Source organism: Snuella lapsa (assembly GCF_039539345.1).
GTDB classification, from domain to species: domain Bacteria; phylum Bacteroidota; class Bacteroidia; order Flavobacteriales; family Flavobacteriaceae; genus Snuella; species Snuella lapsa.
Window position 1 is genome coordinate 55,201 of sequence record NZ_BAABCY010000078.1, and the last position, 19,611, is coordinate 74,811.

Below are 19,611 nucleotides of genomic sequence, written 5' to 3' on the forward strand. Positions count from 1 at the left end.
GAGGAATGGATAAAGATGATATAGTAACACCAAGAGGCGCATATCCGCATACAAAACGGGTAGGCGATTTTATTTTTGTTTCGGGCACCAGTTCGCGACAACCAGATAATACTATTGCCGGTGTTGATGTTATAGATACTATGGGAACTAAATACTTGAATATAGAAGTGCAAACACGGGAAGTTCTTAAAAATATAGAAAGGAATTTGGCTAATGAAGGCGCGACGTTAAGTGATGTGGTGGATGTTACGTCTTTTTTGGTGAATATGAACGATTTTGCTGTTTATAATAAAGTGTACGCCGAGTTTTTTGATGTAGAGACTGGTCCGACCAGAACCACTGTTGCAGTACATCAATTGCCACATCCCGATTTGATTGTGGAGATTAAAGTAGTAGCTTATAAGAAATTTAATGTTAGTTAAATGTCTCCTTGGGAGATAAATTTAGAAGTTTGGTAATGGAAACGATACAGAACTATATAAACGGAAGTTTTCATGATCCTATAAATGGTGATTGGTTGGACAACTATTGTCCTGTTGATGGTTCCGTGACAGGAAAGCTTCCGAATTCTTCAGCCGAAGATGTAGAAAATGCCTATATCGCTGCCAGATCGGCCTTCCCTTCCTGGTCTCAAACACCGTTAGATGAGCGTAGTCGTATCTTAATAAGGATTTCAGAATTATTAGAGTCTAAGTTACAGGATTTAGCCGAAGCAGAAAGTGTGGATAACGGTAAACCCGTTACGTTGGCTAAAACCATCGACATCCCCAGGGCAGCCGATAATTTTCGCTTTTTTGGTAATGCTACTACACAGTTTGCGAGTGAGAGTCATGAGAGTGTTGGATTTGAAGCTATAAATTATACCTTACGTCAACCGATAGGCGTTGTGGGATGTATTTCTCCATGGAACCTCCCACTTTATTTGTTTACCTGGAAAATAGCACCCGCCATTGCTGCTGGTAATTGTGTGGTGGCCAAACCGAGTGAGGTAACGCCCATGACGGCGTATCTTTTGGGGGCTATATGTGCCGAAGCCGGTCTTCCCCGAGGTGTACTAAATATTGTACACGGTTCAGGAACTATTACGGGGCAGGCAATTGTGGAGCATCCCGATATTACTGCTATTTCGTTTACAGGCGGTACAGAAACAGGTGCACATATAGCAAAATTGGCAGCACCCAAGTTTAAAAAATTATCTCTAGAACTTGGTGGTAAAAATCCAAATATCATTTTTGCTGATTGTGATTACAGAAATATGCTGGAAACAACCGTTCGTTCGTCTTTCGCCAATCAGGGGCAGATCTGTCTTTGTGGTAGTCGTATTTTTGTAGAAGCCTCTGTTTATGATAAGTTTAAAGCTGATTTTATAATGCGAGTCAAGACATTAAAGGTTGGGGATCCGAGAGATAAGAATACCGATATTGGTGCTTTAGTGTCACAAGCGCACATGGACAAGGTTAAGGAATATATAGCTATTGCCAAAGATGAAGGCCATGTGATCTTATGTGGGGGAAACCAAGTTGTGGTTAATGGACTTGAAAATGGGTATTATTTAGAACCAACTGTAATCGAAGTAACTAATGATGCCTGTCGTATTAACCAAGAAGAAATATTTGGTCCTGTGGTAACACTTATGCCTTTTAACAGGGAAGAAGAGGCGCTGCAAATGGCCAATAGTGTTAAGTATGGTTTGTCGGCTACTGTGTGGACAAACAATTTAAATCGAGCCATGCGCTTGAGTAATCAACTGCAAACAGGGATTGTTTGGGTGAACACCTGGATGTTACGCGATTTGCGAACACCTTTTGGGGGAATGAAGGCAAGTGGTATAGGTCGTGAAGGTGGTTTTGAGGCTTTACGATTTTTTACAGAATCCAAAAATGTATGTATAAAGTATTAATGTTGAACTTGATTCAACATCTTATGATAAATTTGAATTAACCCTTAAAGAGATCCTGAAACAAGTTCAGGATAAATTATATGGATTTAAAATTGACAGGTAAATATGCTTTGGTATGTGGCAGTACACAAGGTATTGGAAAAGCAACCGCAATAGTACTGGCAGCCGAAGGCGCCAAGGTAACCCTGGTAGCCAGAGATAGGACTAAATTACAGAAAGTGCTGGCGGAATTGCCCGGTAGTGAAGCACATGATTTTATAGTTGCCGATTTTTTGCACCCAAGAGACCTGCAGGAGAAGGTGTTGAGATATATGGATAAACATCACGGGTTTCATATTTTAATTAATAATACGGGAGGGCCTCGTAGTGGCGATATACTAACGGCCACCTTAGAAGAGTTCGAGAAAGCTTTTGTGCAACACTTAAAATGCAACCATGTATTGGCCCAGTCTACCGTACCTTTTATGAGATCCGAAGGTTTTGGTAGGATCGTTAATGTGATCTCAACATCGGTAAAAGAGCCTATTCCTGGATTGGGTGTAAGCAATACCATAAGGGGAGCGGTAGGGAATTGGAGTAAAACGCTTGCAACGGAACTTGGAGCTTTTGGTATTACTGTAAATAATGTGTTACCAGGTTTTACGGATACCGAGCGTCTTAATGAAATTATTAAAATTAAAGCAAATCAGGCAGGAACTTCTATGGAAGCTATGGCAGAAATCATGAAAAACTATGCGCCGGCCAAACGCTTTGCCAGACCCGAGGAAACGGCCAATGTGATTGCTTTTTTGGCTAGTGAAGCTGCCAGTTATGTAAACGGAATTAATGTTCCCGTTGATGGTGGACGCACAAAATCTTTGTAACTTTATATTTTAATTTGCGTGAAGGATTGCAACGACATCCTTTTTGTGTTTGACAAAAAGATATAGTGGAAAGCCTGACCCGAAGGGGCACGCCCAAAATGTAGCGTTATGAGCCAATTAGTTTCTCCTTTAAATTTTAAGGACTGGATAGAGGAAAATCGCCATCTTTTAAAACCTCCTGTGGGGAATAAGGTGGTTTGGAAGGATGCCGATTTTATTGTCATGGTGGTTGGCGGGCCTAATAGCAGAAAGGATTATCATTATAACGAAACACCTGAGTTTTTTTATCAGATTGAAGGCGATATCGTCTTAAAAATAATAGATAAGGGGACTCCTAAAGATGTACATATTAAGGAAGGGGATATTTATGTGTTACCACCCAAAGTACCCCATTCGCCACAGCGAGGAGCCAATACGGTTGGTTTGGTAATTGAGTACAAACGCCCTGAAGGTATGCGCGATGCCTTGTTGTGGTTTTGTGAAAATTGTGTTACTAAATTATATGAAGAAGATTTTACCCTTGGGAATATAGAGACCGATATGCCTAAGATTTTCGATAAATATTACAAAGACCTTAATAAGCGTACCTGTCCGAATTGTGGTGAAGTAATGCAGCCACCCCAAAAGGTTAAAATAGAATAGTTAATAGGATGTCTTCTTTGCAGAATAAGAAAAAGAAACTGCGAATCAATGGGCATTCGCATTTGTTACCGTATCCAGAAGAAATTCCTGAATTTATGAAGGAAAAAGGAATTTTTTGGGTGGATAAGGATCGTAAGTTTATGCTCCAAAAGGACTGGAGCCGTCCGGTAACCGATTCGAGTTTCTTTTTGCATGAAAAGTTAGAGTGGATGCAGCGTTACCAAATAGATCATGCGGTGGTTTTAAATCTTTCGCAACTATACGGTAATGGTTTGCGTGTTGAAGAGATGAAGCAGGCTCTGCGGTTTCAGAATGACTTTAATGCCCGCATTCAGCACGATCATCCCGATAAGTTTACCTGTGGCTTTGTAGTGCATCCAGGGTTTGTAAGGAGTGCTTGTTGGGAAATAGAGCGCTGTGTAGAGGAGTTGGGGTTGCAATTGCTTTGTTTGCCGACGCATTTTATGGATACTATTGGTACTTGGCGCTGTATTTTTGATGAAGAAAATGAGCCTATTTTTGAATTGGCGAGCAACAATAATTTGGCAGTTGAAATTCACCCGTATGATGGCGAGAAGTTCATAAAATTGGAAAATACCTCCTGGCGATTCCATCTCATTTGGATGTTGGCACAATGTGCCGATGCATATCATTTTTTAACCTTAAATGGGTATCAGGAAAAATTTCCCAATATGCGTATTTGTTTTGCGCACGGCGGGCAGCTGGCCCAGATTAATTTGGGGCGTCGAATCCAGGGATTTGACGGGCGACCCGATCTGTTTGAAGGCAAATACCATCCTAGAAAAGCGGTAGGACACAGAAATATCTTTTTTGATACCTTAGTACATGATACAGGGTCGTTAGAGCTACTCATTAAGAATCAAAGTGCCAGTCAGGTATTAATGGGGCTGGACGATCCGTATCCGTTAGGGGAAATGGAAAGTATAAAGCAATCGTCTTACCCAGGAAAAATATTGGATCTGGCCATGGAACGTGATATCATTACCGAAACCGAACGTGATGCCATTTGGGAAGACAATGTTATACAATGGCTTTGTGGTGATGATGAGGCAGCTAAGCAAAAGCTTATAGATAGAATTAGTGGGCTTTAAATACAGTTTAGTTATTTTAAAAGCTGGATAGCTAGCATTTTAATCTCGGCATCATCATCGTGAAGTGCAATGTGGGATAAGGTGCTTTGGGTGGTTAGTTTAGAAACAGCCAGTTTTCTTACTTCTGTGTTATTATCATGAAGGGCAACATGAGAGAGGGTACTTTGAATTGCTAGTTTTTTTATGGCCAATATTCTAACCTCGGCATCATCATCGTGAAGGGCTATATGGGATAGGGAGCTTTGTGTGGTTAGTTTAGAAACAGCCAGTTTTCTTACTTCCGTATTATTGTCATGAAGGGCTATATGAGTCAGGGTGCTTTGATTTTTTATAGTTTCTTGTTCTGTAATGGATGTTGTTTCGGTAACAGAGGTTATCTTTCGTTGTGTTGCCTTTCTAAAATTACAGGATATTATTGTTAAGGTAATAATAGTCAGGATAAGTATTCTATTCATGTTTATTTTGCTTACAAGGGTTAATTTATTTTTATTAAAATATTCAAGTGTACAGATTGTTTAATCTTCAATCCTATACGTTTCTTTAACGACAATGGGCAAGCCAGTATTGGTAATGCCTTCGAGAGTTATATTTACATTCGTATTATTGACTTCACTGTTGAAATAGGATAGTTCTGCTGTGCCATTTTCGTCGGGGTGAATATAAGGATTCCAGTATAGAGTATTTCGTATATCGGTATCTATATCTGTTTTGCTTTCAGTTTCATAGTTTGGAGCATAAAAGGTTCTGGCTTCATAGAAACCTTGTACTAATTTGGTAATTGAGTGAAAATTCTTTTTCAGTCTATTATTTGTGCTACCCTCTTTGATATAAACAAGGATGGCACCATTGCCTCCCCGGGAACCAAAAATAGCGGCCCTGGCAGAATTAATAGATTCTATTTTGGCAACATCGTCGGGGTGTACAAATTGAAGATCTCCCATTTCGGAAACGACATCGTCAATTAAGATTAATGCCGGGCCGTTGCTACGGTTAAATCTGATTGAATTATCTGAGGCAATAATACCCGGTATGGAAAATTGGATAAGTTGGAAGATATTTGAAAAGCTGAGGCCTTTTTCATTAGGAATGTAGGTTCGGTCTGCAAATCCATACTTACTTCGCTCTTGCTGTTTCTTTTTGGTTGTCAGAACCACTTCGTCCAGGATATTATCTATTGGAACACCATAGTTAATATGTTTTTTATAAATGTTTTCCTTAATGGTTTTGGTTTTTAAAGAGCCGGAAAGGATTGGTGTGTAATTAGTTTTTGTAGGGCTGTTATGAACGGAGTCTAAACGGAATAGTCCCCATTTTTTGCCTTTTTCATTTTGTGAGTTGAGCATCATGACCGAAGAACCATTAAATACAATGTCATTAAATTCAAAACGACCTATGCTATCTGTTACGTCATCTAAGAGTATGGATTTGCCTTTATTCATTAAGACCATACTAACAGTGCTATTTCCCATTGGCTTTTCACCAAATAGCGTGCGCACAGATCCGGATATATTAATTCCTTTTTCGACTTTGTACGCCGGTGGTTTTTTGGATACCGGAAATTGCTTCCACAAAAAATTACGCCAACCATGGGTAAGTAACAACAAGTCGAGGTGCTCCAGTCTTTTGGGGTTGGAGTTGTTGAAGTAATAGCCGGGATTATAGACCTCGCCTTTAATGTCTGATGTCATGAGAAAATAGGAGCAAATGTTCATGTTACCATCATTATTGGTGCCATTGGCATCAACCGAAGCTAAAGAAAATCTAGCGGGTACGGGTTGTCCATCTTTGGTTTTAACTTTAAGGCTGAGTGTTACTTTTTCTTTTGGGCTGTATTGGCTTTTGTCCAGGTTTAGGGCAATATCAATTCCTTCTGGTTTGTTATTGTACACCAAACGTTCACAATGGGGTCGTGCGTGTTGATCGTAAAGGGTTATTTGGGCTATTCCTTCGGGAATTTCTTCTTCGGGAAACAAAAACGAAAGGCTCGTTTGAGCTAAAGGTTGTGCGCCTTCAAAGTAGGTAACACCCTTTGCTTTACAGGTAATGGTTACAGGGGCGTTGGAATCCCTTTGTAATGTGCTTTCATTTGTTTTGATGGTAATGATGCGCTTTCCTTTTACCATTCTGGAACTTAAAACATATCCCTGATGTTGTATAGGTGGTAGTTTCGCCTCTAGGGAACCTCCCTGGTCATCCAGAATTTCGGCTGTATATTGCTCGTCTTTTTTTGGAGTGAGCATAAATTTTCCCATGCCGTCGTGGACACTTTTAAATAGGGTTATCTCATTTTTTTGAGCATCTAAAACCCTGCCTTTTACGGCAACAGGGAGTCCCGTACTATCGGTGGCTTTAAAAGCGACTACACTCGAAACATCTGCTACCAGAGAACCGCCTTCAGGAAATAACTGGATGCTATGGTGTTTAATACCTGAAGTAATGTTGTTACTTATAGTTGTTTTTGAGTTTGAAGTAGCTGCATTATTATTAGCAACTGGGGTTACATCCTCCTTTTGTGTGATATCGATGATCTCAATAGTCTTATTAAAAATAAAACGGTCGTCAAAATTACGCATCCAGTTGGTATAGGCTCTTAATTGGTACTGACCGGCCGAGATCCCCAGGGAATCGGCAAGTTTAAAATCGCCGTGACCGAGGCCGTTTTCCAGTCGGGTTATATTGCGCGCTATTATTTTTGAATCAGGAGAGACTAGCTCAACATAGAGTGCGTTACTATGGTCGAATAGCACATTAGTATAGGCATATACTAAATAGGCCTTGTACCAAAGGGATTCGCCAATAGTATAACATGACCTGTCGGTATGAACGTAAACCTTTTCAATGTCTGGTATTGCAGAAGTATCTTCCGTTTGGGAATTTGCAGTATTTTGGGCACTTATGCGATATTGAATGAGAATGAGGAACAGACTTGATAATACGATTCTGTGCATATTGTTTTTGGGTTGATATTATATTGTTACGTTTTTGAATTTGTAATATGAGGTAGGTAGCATTTACATATTATGTTCCTTTAAAATACCGTTGAGTTCGTAAGTGAAGTTATGCATTGCAAAATTGTCATTTATAACATTTCCCTTTTTATCGATCACAACATATCTTGGAATACCATTGAACTTAAATAATTGACGTAAATAATTATATTTATCTAGCGGTAGCCTGTAGATGTTTTTAAGTTCTTGTTCTTTTACAAAATCGGTATATCTCCCAAGTGGTGATGACCTTTCGTCTGTTATAAAAACAAATTCGAAATCTTTATTTCCTTCGTACTTTTTACGGGTCTCTTTCATACGTTTAATGCCTGCAACGCATGGGCCGCATGAGGTAGCCCAAAAGTCTACAAATATAATTTTGCCTTTAAAAGGATCTATAATTTTCTTGAAAATATCTGATGCCTCTCCATCGGGTAAGGTGTAAGTGCTAGAGTTATTGTCAGGAAAAACCTTGTTGTAAATTCTATCACCTTCTTCTATCAAAAATGGGTGCTGTATTTGCGTTTTTAACTCATCCCAATATGTTGTTGCAGATGCTTTGTCAAATCTTTTAAGGTCGAAGTTCAGCGATCTTATTTTGGCAACTTCGTATACTAAATTATTTTGCAAAACAAGATCATGAGACAATATAGAATCTTTTGTTTTCCATTGTTCTAATGCGCTAACATGAGCTTTGTTTTTGTAAAGTGGTTTGATGTACTTCTCGCTATATAGTTTAATCTCTTCCTTATATTTCTCGTGTATTGCTGTTAGTATTTCCTTATTTTCTTCTAAGAATTTAGGTGTTGATTTTTTAGGGTCATTAACAATTACTTCATAAACTTCTTTTTCCGCTTGGGATAAGATGATCCCTTCTTCTTTAAAAAAATCTAAAATATTTTTCTTTGGTTTTGGGCGGATACTATTGGTTCTTTTATAAGATGCTGAGAAAGGTTCGCAATATTCAAAACGGTTAATGAAAGTTCCAAACTCATCAACAACCAAAAGACTTTGATCGTTTAAAGGTATGCTTTGTAAAAAATCATAATATTCATTTTTTACAGATGATTTTAAAGTATTGTTAGTGGTGTCTTTTCGCGCTTCATACTTTCTGTACATCTCAAAATCAAATAAGGCGGTAGCACTTTCCAATAGGATGGTGTTTTTTAAAAGAGAAGCAGCTTTGGACGTAATTGTTTCAACATGGGTTGTTTTAGCTTCAAAGTGTTTTTGAGGAGTTGTTGCCTGAGTATTAATGTAATTGTTTAATTGATCTAAATTCTCTTTTAGAATGGTTAGTTGTTCGTCTTTAAATTCTGTTGGCTTTAGTGTAGTTACTTTATTCATAAAATTATTATAATCTCTTCTTTTAAAATTAAAGCCCAGTAATTCAGTGTTAACATTAGCCAAGGCACCTTCATATTCAATACTTTTGAATTTATTTTGAATCGTGTTTAATCTATCTGTTTCCAAAAGCTCAAATATGTCTAGTGTTACAGCTAAAGTCTGTCCAGGTTCTATATAGAAAGGAATCCATTTGTTTTCAATAACAAATTTTGAATACAAGGGGGTCGTTAGGGGTAAATCGGCTTCAAACCGACCGTCTGAATGAATTTTCAAAACAATGGGAAAATCTTCTCTGGTTAAATCATTACCTAAATAGATGATGCCTGTTTTAAATCCCAGACTGGTATCATAACCTTTAAGGTATCCAATTAATTTGCCGTTGGCTCGGTTGAAAAAATGAGGGGAATTAAAGTCTTCAATGGGTTTGGTTGTTACCTTTTTCAATTCATTATGAATCCAATTCGATACTTCTTTAGGTGTTTCTGAAATTCCTTTTTTATTAGATAAGTAGCGTTTGCCATTAGCAGAGGTAACATATTCCTGAAAGTTATCAATTCTGGCATCAGGATAGTCCTTGTTAGCTTTATACAAATCACCCATTTTACCATTAAAACCAACTTGTAAATAATGTTCGGACCAGTTTTTAAAGTAGAACATCCAATAGCTTTTGTTGTTTCTTACAACGAAACGGTATTCATTATTACCATTGGATTTAAAAAGGACTGTTTCTATTATACTATAATTTTCATTCCTAAAAATAAACTGTCCATCGGAGACATCAAACTCTAAATTATTGTTGATGTCTGTGGTATACCATGCCTTTTTTATAGCCTCTTCAACTTCTGCAAATGTAGTACGCTTACTGTCCTTTGGTTTGTCTTGGGATACATAAATAAGTTTTGGCATGTTTCCTCTTTTCAATTGGATAGAATCTTTATTTATGACCTCCATTTCTCCTTTAAGATTATTTCCAAAAACATCTTTCGCAACAAAGCGATAGGACTTATCTTTTATTTTCTCTATTTCTTGGTACATAAAAGCACGGTAACCATACTCAATAAAATCCGGATGGATTAATACGCCATTATATTCTCCTTTTCCTGAATTGCTATACCATTCGCCACAGATGTTTTCAGGCAAGGATACCTTAGTCATTACAGGATTTTGGGTAAATCCAAGGTTTGCAAAAAGTGTAAAAAGTAATAGAGTGATTTTTTTTTGTGTCTGTTTCATTTTTTGATTGCTGTTTATTGATGATTTATAAGATATCTATAAAAAATGTCCCGGTATTAGGGCTACATACATATAATACAGTTGAAATTGATTGTAGTACTATTCGGATGTGTTGTTTTTTTAATATTTAAATGATTACAGTGTGTTTGTAGGTTAAGTATTAAAAGTGTTACACGCCATCCAACTTTTTATTTGGTTGCTATAGCTTCTGCCGCTTGTAATTGTCATAACAAATGAAGGTGAAAGTCACATTTTAAAGAACCATTTTTTTGTAAACTGCATATAGCACTTGTGAAACGCAAAAAGAAGTACACAAGGACAATTATTCTCTTATCTTTGTAACAATTATTTTACTCTTATGCATTTTATACCTGAAGCTTTAGACAATTATGTGGTAAACCATTCTGAGAATGAGCCCGAATTGTTACAACAACTTACCAGGGAGACCTACCAGAAGATTCTACAACCTCGTATGTTGAGCGGGCATTATCAGGGGCGTTTGCTGAGTATGATCTCTAAACTGGTTAACCCCAAGAATATACTAGAAATAGGTACCTATACAGGTTATTCGGCACTATGTCTGGCCGAGGGAATGCAGGATTCGGGGGTGTTACATACTATAGATGTAAATGAAGAATTGGTAGACTTTCAACGAAAGTATTTTGATAAATCGGATTATGGTCAACGCATTTTTCAGCATTTGGGAGATGCTTTACAGATTATACCAGAACTGGATGCTACATTCGATCTCGTCTTTATTGACGCCGATAAAGAGAATTATTCTAACTACTTTAATATGATTATAGACAAGCTTAATGTGGGTGGGATTATATTATCAGATAATGTCCTTTGGAGCGGTAAGGTTATTGAAGAGCTAAAAGCAGATGATACGTCTACAAAAGCCTTACTTGAGTACAATACCTTATTAAAGGAAGATACACGAGTAGAAACGGTGATGCTACCCATTCGTGATGGGTTGACCATTAGTAGGAAGTTGTAAAAAAACGAATTGATTAAAAACAAAAAATCCCGTAAACAGTAATGTTTCGGGATTTTTATGTGGTACCTCCAGGAATCGAACCAGGGACACAAGGATTTTCAGTCCTTTGCTCTACCAACTGAGCTAAGGTACCAGTTGCTAATTGCGGTTGCAAATATAAATTCATTTTTGCTTTCCGCCAAAACAAAATTACAAAAAAATACGTTTTTAATGGCGATTGTTTTGTAAGGTGCTAAAATGTAGGTTTTTAGTGTTTGAAAATAAGTTTAATCAAAAAGAATTCCTCGACGCTCAACGTCGGGGTTTCCGTTGAAATTGTCATTCCCGTTAAAAGGGAATCTAAATACAGAATTTCGGTTTTTGCCCTTGTGAGGTCAAAATGAAACAAGCTAAACCTGTACTGCAGTCGAAGTATACCCCTATGGCTCTGCCTCGGGGATAGTTCGTTTCAAGAAATTCTTTATTACTAGTAATTATTGTTAACGAGCACCAATTAAAAAGGGTCTTTTTGTAAGTAATACCAAATAATAAACTAAGCAAATGATACGTTTTGTAAATTTACAGCTTTTATAGGCTATGAATTTAGTAATTGATGTAGGGAATTCTTTTGTAAAACTTGCTATTTTTAATGATAATGACCTTATAGATAAGGTAATCGTCGCTGTTGAAGCTATTTTAGATCAGGTTGATGCCCTAAGATTAAAGTACAAAATAGAGAAAGCGATAATTTCATCTGTTGGAAAATTAAATGAGGATGTATCAGATTGTATTAGCAAAAGTTTTAATGTATTGATGTTGGGGGCAACAACGAAATTACCTTTTTTAAATTTATACAAAACGCCCAATACTTTGGGAATTGATAGAATAGCGTTGGTTAGTGCTGCAGTTAGTCAATTTCCTAACAAGAATACCTTAATTATCGATGCAGGTACTTGTGTTACTTACGATTTTATAACAGCAGATGCAAAGTATTTAGGAGGTGCTATCTCACCTGGCATTCGTATGCGCTACCAGTCCTTAAACGATTTAACAGCCAATCTACCTCTGTTAGAAACCGAAATGCCAGAAAATATTATTGGTAACACAACCAATAGTGCGATACATTCGGGTGTTGTTAACGGTATTTTAAGAGAAATAGATGGCCTTATAGGTGAATATCGCTTAAAATATTCAGATTTAACAGTTATTTTAACAGGGGGCGACGCTAATTTCTTGTCTAAACAATTAAAAAGTAGCATATTTGCCAACTCGAATTTCCTTTTACAGGGATTGAACTATATTTTAAAATTTAATTCAAACTAATGATAAAAAAACTTGTATTAGTTTTTATTGCAGTTTTAGCAATTCAAAGTTATGGTCAAGAGGGTACAGCCTCACCTTATTCGTTTTATGGTATAGGAAGCCTTAAGTTTAAAGGTACTGTAGAGAATAGAAGTATGGGGGGATTGAGTATTTATAACGATAGTATTCATATAAATTTACGAAACCCTGCTTCGTATGCTGGCGAGAATTTAATGCTTTTAAATAATGAATCACGTCCGGTTAAGTTTGCTGTAGGGGGAAGTTATTCCAGTTTAAATTTAAAAAGTGATTCAGGGAGTGATAAGGCAAATGCTACGACTTTCGACTATTTAGCCTTGTCAATCCCAATGGGGAAGTTTGGTTTTGGTTTTGGTCTATTGCCGTATACCTCTGTAGGCTATAAGTTAGAGTCTGTGGAGAATGATGCTATTACAAATAGATTTAGAGGAGAGGGCGGTGTTAATAAAGCGTATTTAGGACTTGGTTATATGTTAGCTAAAGGTTTAAGTATAGGTGTCGATGCGAACTATAACTTTGGGAACATGCAAAACAGTACCATAGAATTTGCTTACGATTCTGATGGTCAATTGGTACAATACCAATCTAGAGAAAGTAACAGATCAGATTTAAGCGGGTTGAGTTTTAATTTAGGAGTGTCTTATAAAACAATGCTAAGTAAAAAATTAGAGTTGGTTACTGGTGTTACTTATACGCCAGAAAGCAATTTAACTTCTCTGAACACAAGATCGTTTTCAACCATTGTTATTAATTCGAGCACCGGTCAGGAGATTCCGGTAAATACAATTGATGTGGATTTAGAGGCTATGGGCTTACAAGAAACCGAGCTGATAATGCCTTCTAAATTTTCGTTTGGGGCAGGAATTGGCCAGCCAAGAAAATGGTTTGTGGGTATAGAATCTGAATATCAAAAAACAAGTAATTTTTCGAACCCGTTGTATAGCAGTAGTACGACCCGATATGAAGATGCCTCGAAAATCTCTTTAGGAGGTTTTTATATTCCTCAATACAATGCCTTTAGCGGGTATTTTAAACGTGTAGTATACAGGGCCGGATTATACCATGAAAAAACGGGGCTGAATATAGATAATGAGTCAATTAACGAGTTTGGCATTACTTTTGGAGCAGGTTTACCAGTTGGGGGACTTTTCTCGAATGCCAATCTAGGTGTAGAAGTGGGTAAACGAGGAACTACTAACAGTAATTTAATACAAGAGAATTTTATAAACTTGCATATAAGTTTATCGCTAAACGACCGATGGTTTCAAAAACGAAAATATGAGTAACCAAGCATAAAACTAAAATTATGAATACGAAAATTACATTATTATTAACACTGCTATTTATAGGGGGGAATTTAGGTTTTGCGCAACAGGATGAGGAGTGCATGAGTAAACTATCTATATTCCATGAGTATTGGAAAGCAAAAAATTATGAGGCTGCATATCAACCTTGGATGGATGTAAGAACCAAATGTCCAAGATTTAACATTGCTATTTATAGTGATGGCGAAGATATTTTAGAGCATAAAATCGAGAAGTCTACTGGGGCAGATAAAGTTGCTTACATAAATGATCTTCTGAAGCTTTGGGAACAACGAGCTGAAAATTTTGCGAGCAAAACGCCAAAAGGTGAATATGCTGCAAAAGGATGCCAGTTAATGTACGAGTATAGAAAAGAACTGGGCAAATCGAAAGAAGAATTATATCAGTGTTTTGATGCTGCTTACAATTTAGATAAAGGAACCTTTACAAACCCTAAAAGCTTGTATACTTATTTCTCTTTGATGGTGGATTTGTATGATGCAGGAAAGAAACCGGCCAAAGACTTGTTCAACAAGTATGATGATGTGGTAGAAAAGGTAGAGGAAGAAGTGAAAAACTATTCTGGAAGCCTTAATAAAATAATTGAAAAGGAAGAAGCTGGAACCGAACTAACCAAAAAAGAAGGAAAGTATAAAAAATATTACGAGAGCTATTTAAAGGCTTACGATCAAATTTCTGGAAGTATCGATAGCAAATTGGGTAACCGTGCTAATTGTGAAAACTTAATTCCGTTGTATCAAAAAGATTTTGAGGAGAATAAAGCCAATGCGGTTTGGTTGCAAAGAGCAGCAGGAAAGATGTCTGAAAAAGAATGTACAGACGATCCATTATTCTTTAAGTTGGTTAATGCCTATCATGAGTTGAGCCCTTCTGCCAATTCAGCTTATTACTTAGGAATCTTAAAAGATAAAGAAGGAAAACAAAATGAAGCGATTGCATTTTACCAACAAGCAATTGATTTAGAAACTGATTCGTTTAAGAAGTCGAAGCTTTTTAATAGAATAGGTTTAAAACTTAAAGCCAAAGGTCAGTATGCCAAGGCTAGAAATTACTTTAGAGAGGCATTAAAGGCAAACCCATCTAACGGACGTCCGTATTTGTCAATTGCAGCCATGTATGCAGCAAGCGCTAAAGATTGTGGTGATACGAACTTTAATAAAAGAGCCGTTTACTGGTTGGCAGCAGACGAAGCAGCCAAAGCAGGACGTGTAGATCCTACCCTTAAAAAGGCAGCAGCACAGTCGCAAGCAAGTTACAAAGCTAAAGCGCCAACAAAAGCAGAGATTTTTACCGAAGGCAATAGTGGAGAAACAATTAAAATTGGATGTTGGATTGGTGCTTCGGTTACAGTCCCTAAAATATAAATGAAACCACATTATATACATAGCATATTGAACATAGTCACAGTCATTACTGTGACTATGTTTTTTTCGTGTAATAATAATTTGAGTGATGTTAGCGGACTCGATATTTCAGAAAACGAACCTATAGGTGTTTCTTACAACACCAATACGGTTTATACAGACTCTGGAAAAGTAAAGGCCATTCTTATAAGCCCTAAAATATTGAACTATTCTAATCGGGATTTTCCTTTTTATGAATTCCCTGAAGGTGTTGTTTTAGATCTTTTTGATGACAATAATAAAAAAAGTGTGGTAGTGGCCGATTATGCAATTAATTATCTTAAGGCCGATTTGATCGATTTGCAGGGGAATGTTGTTATAGCTACCCAAGACAATGATACCTTGTATGCCGAACAGTTGTATTACTATCAAAAGAAAGAGTGGTTGTTTACCAATAAACCAGTAACATTTAGAACAGGCTTATATGTAATTAACGGTAATGGTTTTGATTCTAACTCAAAGTTAACTAATGCCGAAGTTTTGGAAATTAATGGGTTTGTTACACTGGACGAGTAGTTGAATAATTTATTTTCATACACTATAAATTTTTAAAAACATCTTTGTTAAAACCGAAAGGTGAATTTTAAACAATCTCTTTAAATTTACGTATCTTTACAGCATATAAAATGGAGTGTTAGCTCCTTTTTATTGAACGGTAAATATTATATAGATGAAGTATTCTAAGATTTTTCAGTATGCATATCTTGCCTTTGCAGCATTGTTCCTTTATGATGGCTTTACAAAGCTGAATGATGGCACACATGGAGCATATGTCTCCTTTGGATTGGCAGCTTTGGCTCTTTTTATGTACTTTTTTAGAAGGAAATTCCAAAAAAAATTCCAAAACAGAGACAAGTCTAAATAAATGAGCTTGGATATAGTTATCATTATTGTATCCTTGTTGCTTTCTGCCTTTTTTTCTGGAATGGAGATTGCCTATGTGTCTTCAAATAAAATCCATATAGAGATAGAGAAAAAGCAAGAAGGTATATTGGCAAAGGCATTGGCTAAACTAACGGCTAAGCCTTCAAAGTTTATTACCACTATGCTTATAGGTAATAATATAGCCTTAGTGATTTATGGGTTTTTTATGGGTGATTTACTGGTCAGCTGGTTTCAGTCCACGTTGCCCACACAATCGGGCTTTGTTAACTATATGCTTACCGATTTAAGCTTGCTGTCTCAAACAGTTATTTCAACAGTAGTCATTTTAATCACAGCCGAATTTTTGCCTAAGGTGTTTTTTCAAATATACTCCAACACGCTAATAAAGGCTCTGGCCATTCCTGCGTATGTGTTTTATGTGCTGTTTACTTTCATATCCGATTTTGTGATTTGGATTTCAGACAACGTGCTCCGTCTGTTTTTTAAAACAGAAGGTGATCAAATTCAAATGGCTTTTACAAAAGTAGAGTTGGGTAATTATATTAGTGAGCAAATGGAATCTGTTGAAGGACATGATGAGGTAGATAGTGAAATTCAGATTTTCCAAAATGCACTGGAGTTCTCCGAAGTAAAAGCACGTGAAGTCATGGTGCCCAGAACCGAAATTATAGCTGTCGATATAAAAGACTCTATAAAATCTTTAAACACATTGTTTACAGAATCGGGATGTTCTAAAATTTTGGTATATAAAGATACCATAGACGATATTTTGGGTTATGTGCATTCCTTCGAATTGTTTAAAAAACCAAAAACTATCAAAGAGATTATGCTTCCGGTAGAGTTTGTGCCCGAAACGGTACTCATAAAAGATGTACTTAGTGTACTAACAAAAAAGCGTAAGAGCATAGCGGTGGTTTTAGATGAGTATGGAGGTACTTCGGGTATTATGACGGTAGAGGATATTGTAGAAGAACTGTTTGGTGAGATTGAAGATGAACATGATACAGTTGTATTAACTGAGGAGCGAATCGATGAAGAAACCTATGTTTTTTCAGCTCGGTTAGAGGTGGATTACATTAACGAAACATATAAAATTAACCTGCCTGAGAGTGAGAACTACGAAACCCTTGGTGGATTGATTGTAAACCACACAGAAGAAATTCCACAACAAAACAAGGTTGTAAAAATAGGAGCATTTCAATTTACAATCTCAGAAGTATCAAATACTAAAATTGATCTGGTAGAACTTAAGCTGGTTGATGAAGGCTAATGTCGATAAGATTATTCTAATTAAAGCACCTTTCTGCTTTTATTATTAAATAGAAAATGGTATTTTCGCGCACGATATTTTTGTCGGTAATGTGTTTTTAAAGCAATAATCAGGCTTTAATTTAGTAAAAAAATAATTTAATAAGCTAAATCCTATTTATTTAGGGTTTGATAAAAAAATTAATAACAAATGGCAGTTTTAAATAAAATTAGACAACGTTCCTTATTTCTAATATTAATTATAGCGTTGGCTTTATTCTCTTTTGTATTAGCAGATTTATTTAAAAACAGTGACGCATTAAGTGCAAAGTCGCAAAATATTGTTGGTACCGTTGCAGGTAAAGATATTACGCGCGAAGACTTTTTACAAAAAGTAGAAGCAGCACAACAACAGGCAGGGCCAACGGCTACAAACACACAGGTTATGAACCGTGTTTGGGAGCAAGAAGTTAGACAGGCAATTATGCAATCACAATTTGACGAGTTGGGACTTTCTGTAGAAAAGGATCAAATGAGAGACCTGTTAAAAACAGCTTTAAGTACCAATCCTAATTTTCAAAACGAAGCAGGTTTGTTTGATGAAGCCAAGATGAACGAACATATTGCTACTTTAAAAGAAACCTCGCCAGGGGTATACCAGCAATGGATAAATTATGAAAACTCATTGGCTTCTGGAGCCTTACAGCAAAATTATTTTAACTTAGTTAAAGCTGGTTTGGCAGGTACACTTGCCGAAGGCGCGTTAGAACATCAATTGGAAGGTAATAACGTAGATGTTAAATTTGTGCAAATACCTTATTCATCTATTGCTGATAGTACAGTTACCGTATCAAAGTCGGATATTTCTAACTACATCAATAAAAACAAGAAACAGTTTAAAGTTGAAGCTTCAAGAGATATTAAGTATGTAGAGTTTAAGGAAGAAGCTACCGTAGCAGATGAGGAAGCTATCAAAGCAGATCTTCAAAATTTATTGAACAATAGGGAAGAGTACAATAAGACCACCAAAGCTACAGAAACAATAACAGGATTTTTAAATACAGAGGACAATGAAGCTTTTGTAAATTCAAATTCAGATATTAAGTTTGATAATCGTTTTGTGTTTAAATCAGGTTTACCTAGCACCGTAGCAGATAGTGTCTATAACTTGGAAGTAGGAGCTGTTTATGGACCATATAAGGATAATGGCTATTTTAAAATATCTAAAATGGTAGCCGTTAAGCAAATTCCAGATTCAGCCAAAGTAAGACACATTTTAATTCCTTTCATAGGTGCACGTAGTGCGGCTGCAGATGTAACACAAACAGAAGCGCAAGCTAAAGCAACTGCCGATAGTCTTTTAACAGTTCTTAAATCTAACCGATCTAAATTCCCGGAATTGGTAGAGGAATTCTCTTCAGATCAAGGTAGTGTGGCAAACGGTGGACGTTACGATTGGCATCCATACAACAGAATGGTACAAGAGTTTAATGACTTTGAGTTTGAAGGTAAGGTTGGAGATTTGGGTGTTGTAAAAACAATTTTTGGTTTCCACATTATAGAAATTGAAGGTCAAAACGATAAAAAGAAAGCAGTGCAAGTAGCAACCATTGCAAGAAAAATAGAACCTTCTGAAGCAACGATAGATAAGGTGTTTAGGGATGCTTCGAGTTTTGAGGTGGCAGTTGCAGAAAAAGATTATCAAGATGTTGCTACAGAAAGTAAGTATACGGTACGTCCTGTTAATGGTATTAAGGCATTGGATGAAAATATTCCAGGTATTGGAAACCAAAGACCAATTGTGCGTTGGGCGTTCGAATCTGATAGTGAAGTAGGAGCAGTAAAACGTTTTAATATCAATGGAGGCTATGCTATTGTACAATTAGTAGCTAAGCACGAAGCTGGATTAATGTCGGTAGAAGATGCAACAGCAACAGTATTACCAATCATTCGTAAAGAAAAGAAAGCTACACTTATTAAAGATCGTATATCCGCAACAACACTGGAAGATGTAGCATCTGCTGAAAGTGTAAGCGTAAGAACGGCATCGGCTATAAACATGAAAAACCCTACCATATCTGGAGCAGGAAGAGAGCCATTTATTGTAGGAACTGCTTTTGGACTAGGCGAAGGAGAAACATCTGGATTGTTGGAAGGTGCCAATGGTGTGTACATGATTCAGGTTACCAAAGTTACACCAGCAGTAGAGCTTGATAATTATCAGGCTGCAGCCAATAGAGTTGAACAGCAAAAGGTAAACGTTGTAAATACAAAACTATACAATGCGTTAAAAGAAGCCTCTGAAATTGAAGACAACAGAGCAAGGACGCAAATACAGTAATAGTT

At 36.7% G+C, this 19,611-nt stretch carries 16 protein-coding genes and 1 tRNA gene; 13 read left to right on the forward strand and 4 right to left on the reverse strand.

Translation table 11 applies throughout. The annotated features are described in order from the left end of the window. Positions 1-5: 5 nt before the first annotated feature. From ABD792_RS14620 to ABD792_RS14640, 5 genes are all read left to right on the forward strand, one after another. Complete coding sequence (locus tag ABD792_RS14620; RefSeq protein ID WP_345007018.1) at positions 6-422, forward strand: RidA family protein; 417 nt, start codon at positions 6-8, stop codon at positions 420-422. A gap of 35 nt (positions 423-457) precedes the next feature. Next, positions 458-1,900, forward strand: a complete 1,443-nt coding sequence (locus ABD792_RS14625) for an aldehyde dehydrogenase (protein ID WP_345007019.1) — start codon at positions 458-460, stop codon at positions 1,898-1,900. 80 nt (positions 1,901-1,980) lie between these two features. After that, positions 1,981-2,763, forward strand: a complete 783-nt coding sequence (locus ABD792_RS14630; RefSeq protein ID WP_345007020.1) for an SDR family oxidoreductase — start codon at positions 1,981-1,983, stop codon at positions 2,761-2,763. Positions 2,764-2,871: 108 nt separating this feature from the next. Next, positions 2,872-3,405 carry a 3-hydroxyanthranilate 3,4-dioxygenase gene (locus ABD792_RS14635; RefSeq protein ID WP_345007021.1) on the forward strand — a complete coding sequence of 178 codons (534 nt, stop codon included), beginning with the start codon at positions 2,872-2,874 and terminating at the stop codon, positions 3,403-3,405. A gap of 95 nt (positions 3,406-3,500) precedes the next feature. Further along, positions 3,501-4,517, forward strand: a complete 1,017-nt coding sequence (locus tag ABD792_RS14640; protein WP_345007117.1) for an amidohydrolase family protein — start codon at positions 3,501-3,503, stop codon at positions 4,515-4,517. A gap of 11 nt (positions 4,518-4,528) precedes the next feature. Here ABD792_RS14640 and ABD792_RS14645 read toward each other — a convergent pair whose 3' ends face one another. From ABD792_RS14645 to ABD792_RS14655, 3 genes are all read right to left on the reverse strand, one after another. Next, positions 4,529-4,972 (reverse strand): HEAT repeat domain-containing protein, encoded by a 444-nt coding sequence (locus ABD792_RS14645; RefSeq protein ID WP_345007022.1) that lies wholly within the window; start codon positions 4,970-4,972, stop codon positions 4,529-4,531. 60 nt (positions 4,973-5,032) lie between these two features. After that, positions 5,033-7,465 carry a hypothetical protein gene (locus ABD792_RS14650; protein ID WP_345007023.1) on the reverse strand — a complete coding sequence of 811 codons (2,433 nt, stop codon included), beginning with the start codon at positions 7,463-7,465 and terminating at the stop codon, positions 5,033-5,035. Positions 7,466-7,528: 63 nt separating this feature from the next. Then, a complete protein-coding gene (locus ABD792_RS14655) occupies positions 7,529-10,084 on the reverse strand; it encodes a TlpA family protein disulfide reductase (protein WP_345007024.1) in 2,556 nt (851 codons plus the stop codon). Positions 10,085-10,442: 358 nt separating this feature from the next. Here ABD792_RS14655 and ABD792_RS14660 point away from each other — a divergent pair, with 358 nt between their 5' ends. After that, a complete protein-coding gene (locus ABD792_RS14660; RefSeq protein WP_345007025.1) occupies positions 10,443-11,084 on the forward strand; it encodes an O-methyltransferase in 642 nt (213 codons plus the stop codon). Positions 11,085-11,144: 60 nt separating this feature from the next. Here the strand turns inward: ABD792_RS14660 and ABD792_RS14665 are convergent. After that, a tRNA-Phe gene (locus ABD792_RS14665) sits at positions 11,145-11,217 on the reverse strand. Between the two features lie 443 nt (positions 11,218-11,660). On the opposite strand from ABD792_RS14665, the gene ABD792_RS14670 reads away from it, so the two are divergent. The 7 genes from ABD792_RS14670 (at position 11,661) to ABD792_RS14700 (ending at position 19,606) form a co-directional block, all read left to right on the forward strand. Beyond that, positions 11,661-12,386 carry a type III pantothenate kinase gene (locus ABD792_RS14670; RefSeq protein ID WP_345007026.1) on the forward strand — a complete coding sequence of 242 codons (726 nt, stop codon included), beginning with the start codon at positions 11,661-11,663 and terminating at the stop codon, positions 12,384-12,386. Then, on the forward strand, positions 12,386-13,690 hold the full coding sequence (bamG, locus tag ABD792_RS14675) for a BamG family beta-barrel-assembly machinery protein (protein WP_345007027.1): 1,305 nt from the start codon (positions 12,386-12,388) through the stop codon (positions 13,688-13,690). Before ABD792_RS14670 ends, bamG begins: the two co-directional genes overlap by 1 nt. Positions 13,691-13,710: 20 nt before the next feature. Next, the gene (locus ABD792_RS14680) at positions 13,711-15,093 is read left to right on the forward strand and encodes a tetratricopeptide repeat protein (RefSeq protein WP_345007029.1); all 1,383 of its coding nucleotides are present in this window, start codon (positions 13,711-13,713) and stop codon (positions 15,091-15,093) included. Then, entirely contained in the window at positions 15,094-15,648 is a 555-nt protein-coding gene (gene lptC, locus ABD792_RS14685; protein WP_345007030.1) for an LPS export ABC transporter periplasmic protein LptC, read from the forward strand. A 154-nt stretch (positions 15,649-15,802) separates the two neighbouring features. Then, positions 15,803-15,997: a hypothetical protein gene (locus ABD792_RS14690; RefSeq protein ID WP_345007031.1), complete on the forward strand. Its 195-nt coding sequence runs from the start codon at positions 15,803-15,805 to the stop codon at positions 15,995-15,997. Beyond that, entirely contained in the window at positions 15,998-17,287 is a 1,290-nt protein-coding gene (locus tag ABD792_RS14695; RefSeq protein WP_345007032.1) for a hemolysin family protein, read from the forward strand. Between the two features lie 189 nt (positions 17,288-17,476). Further along, a complete protein-coding gene (locus tag ABD792_RS14700; RefSeq protein ID WP_345007033.1) occupies positions 17,477-19,606 on the forward strand; it encodes a peptidylprolyl isomerase in 2,130 nt (709 codons plus the stop codon). Positions 19,607-19,611: the final 5 nt, after the last annotated feature.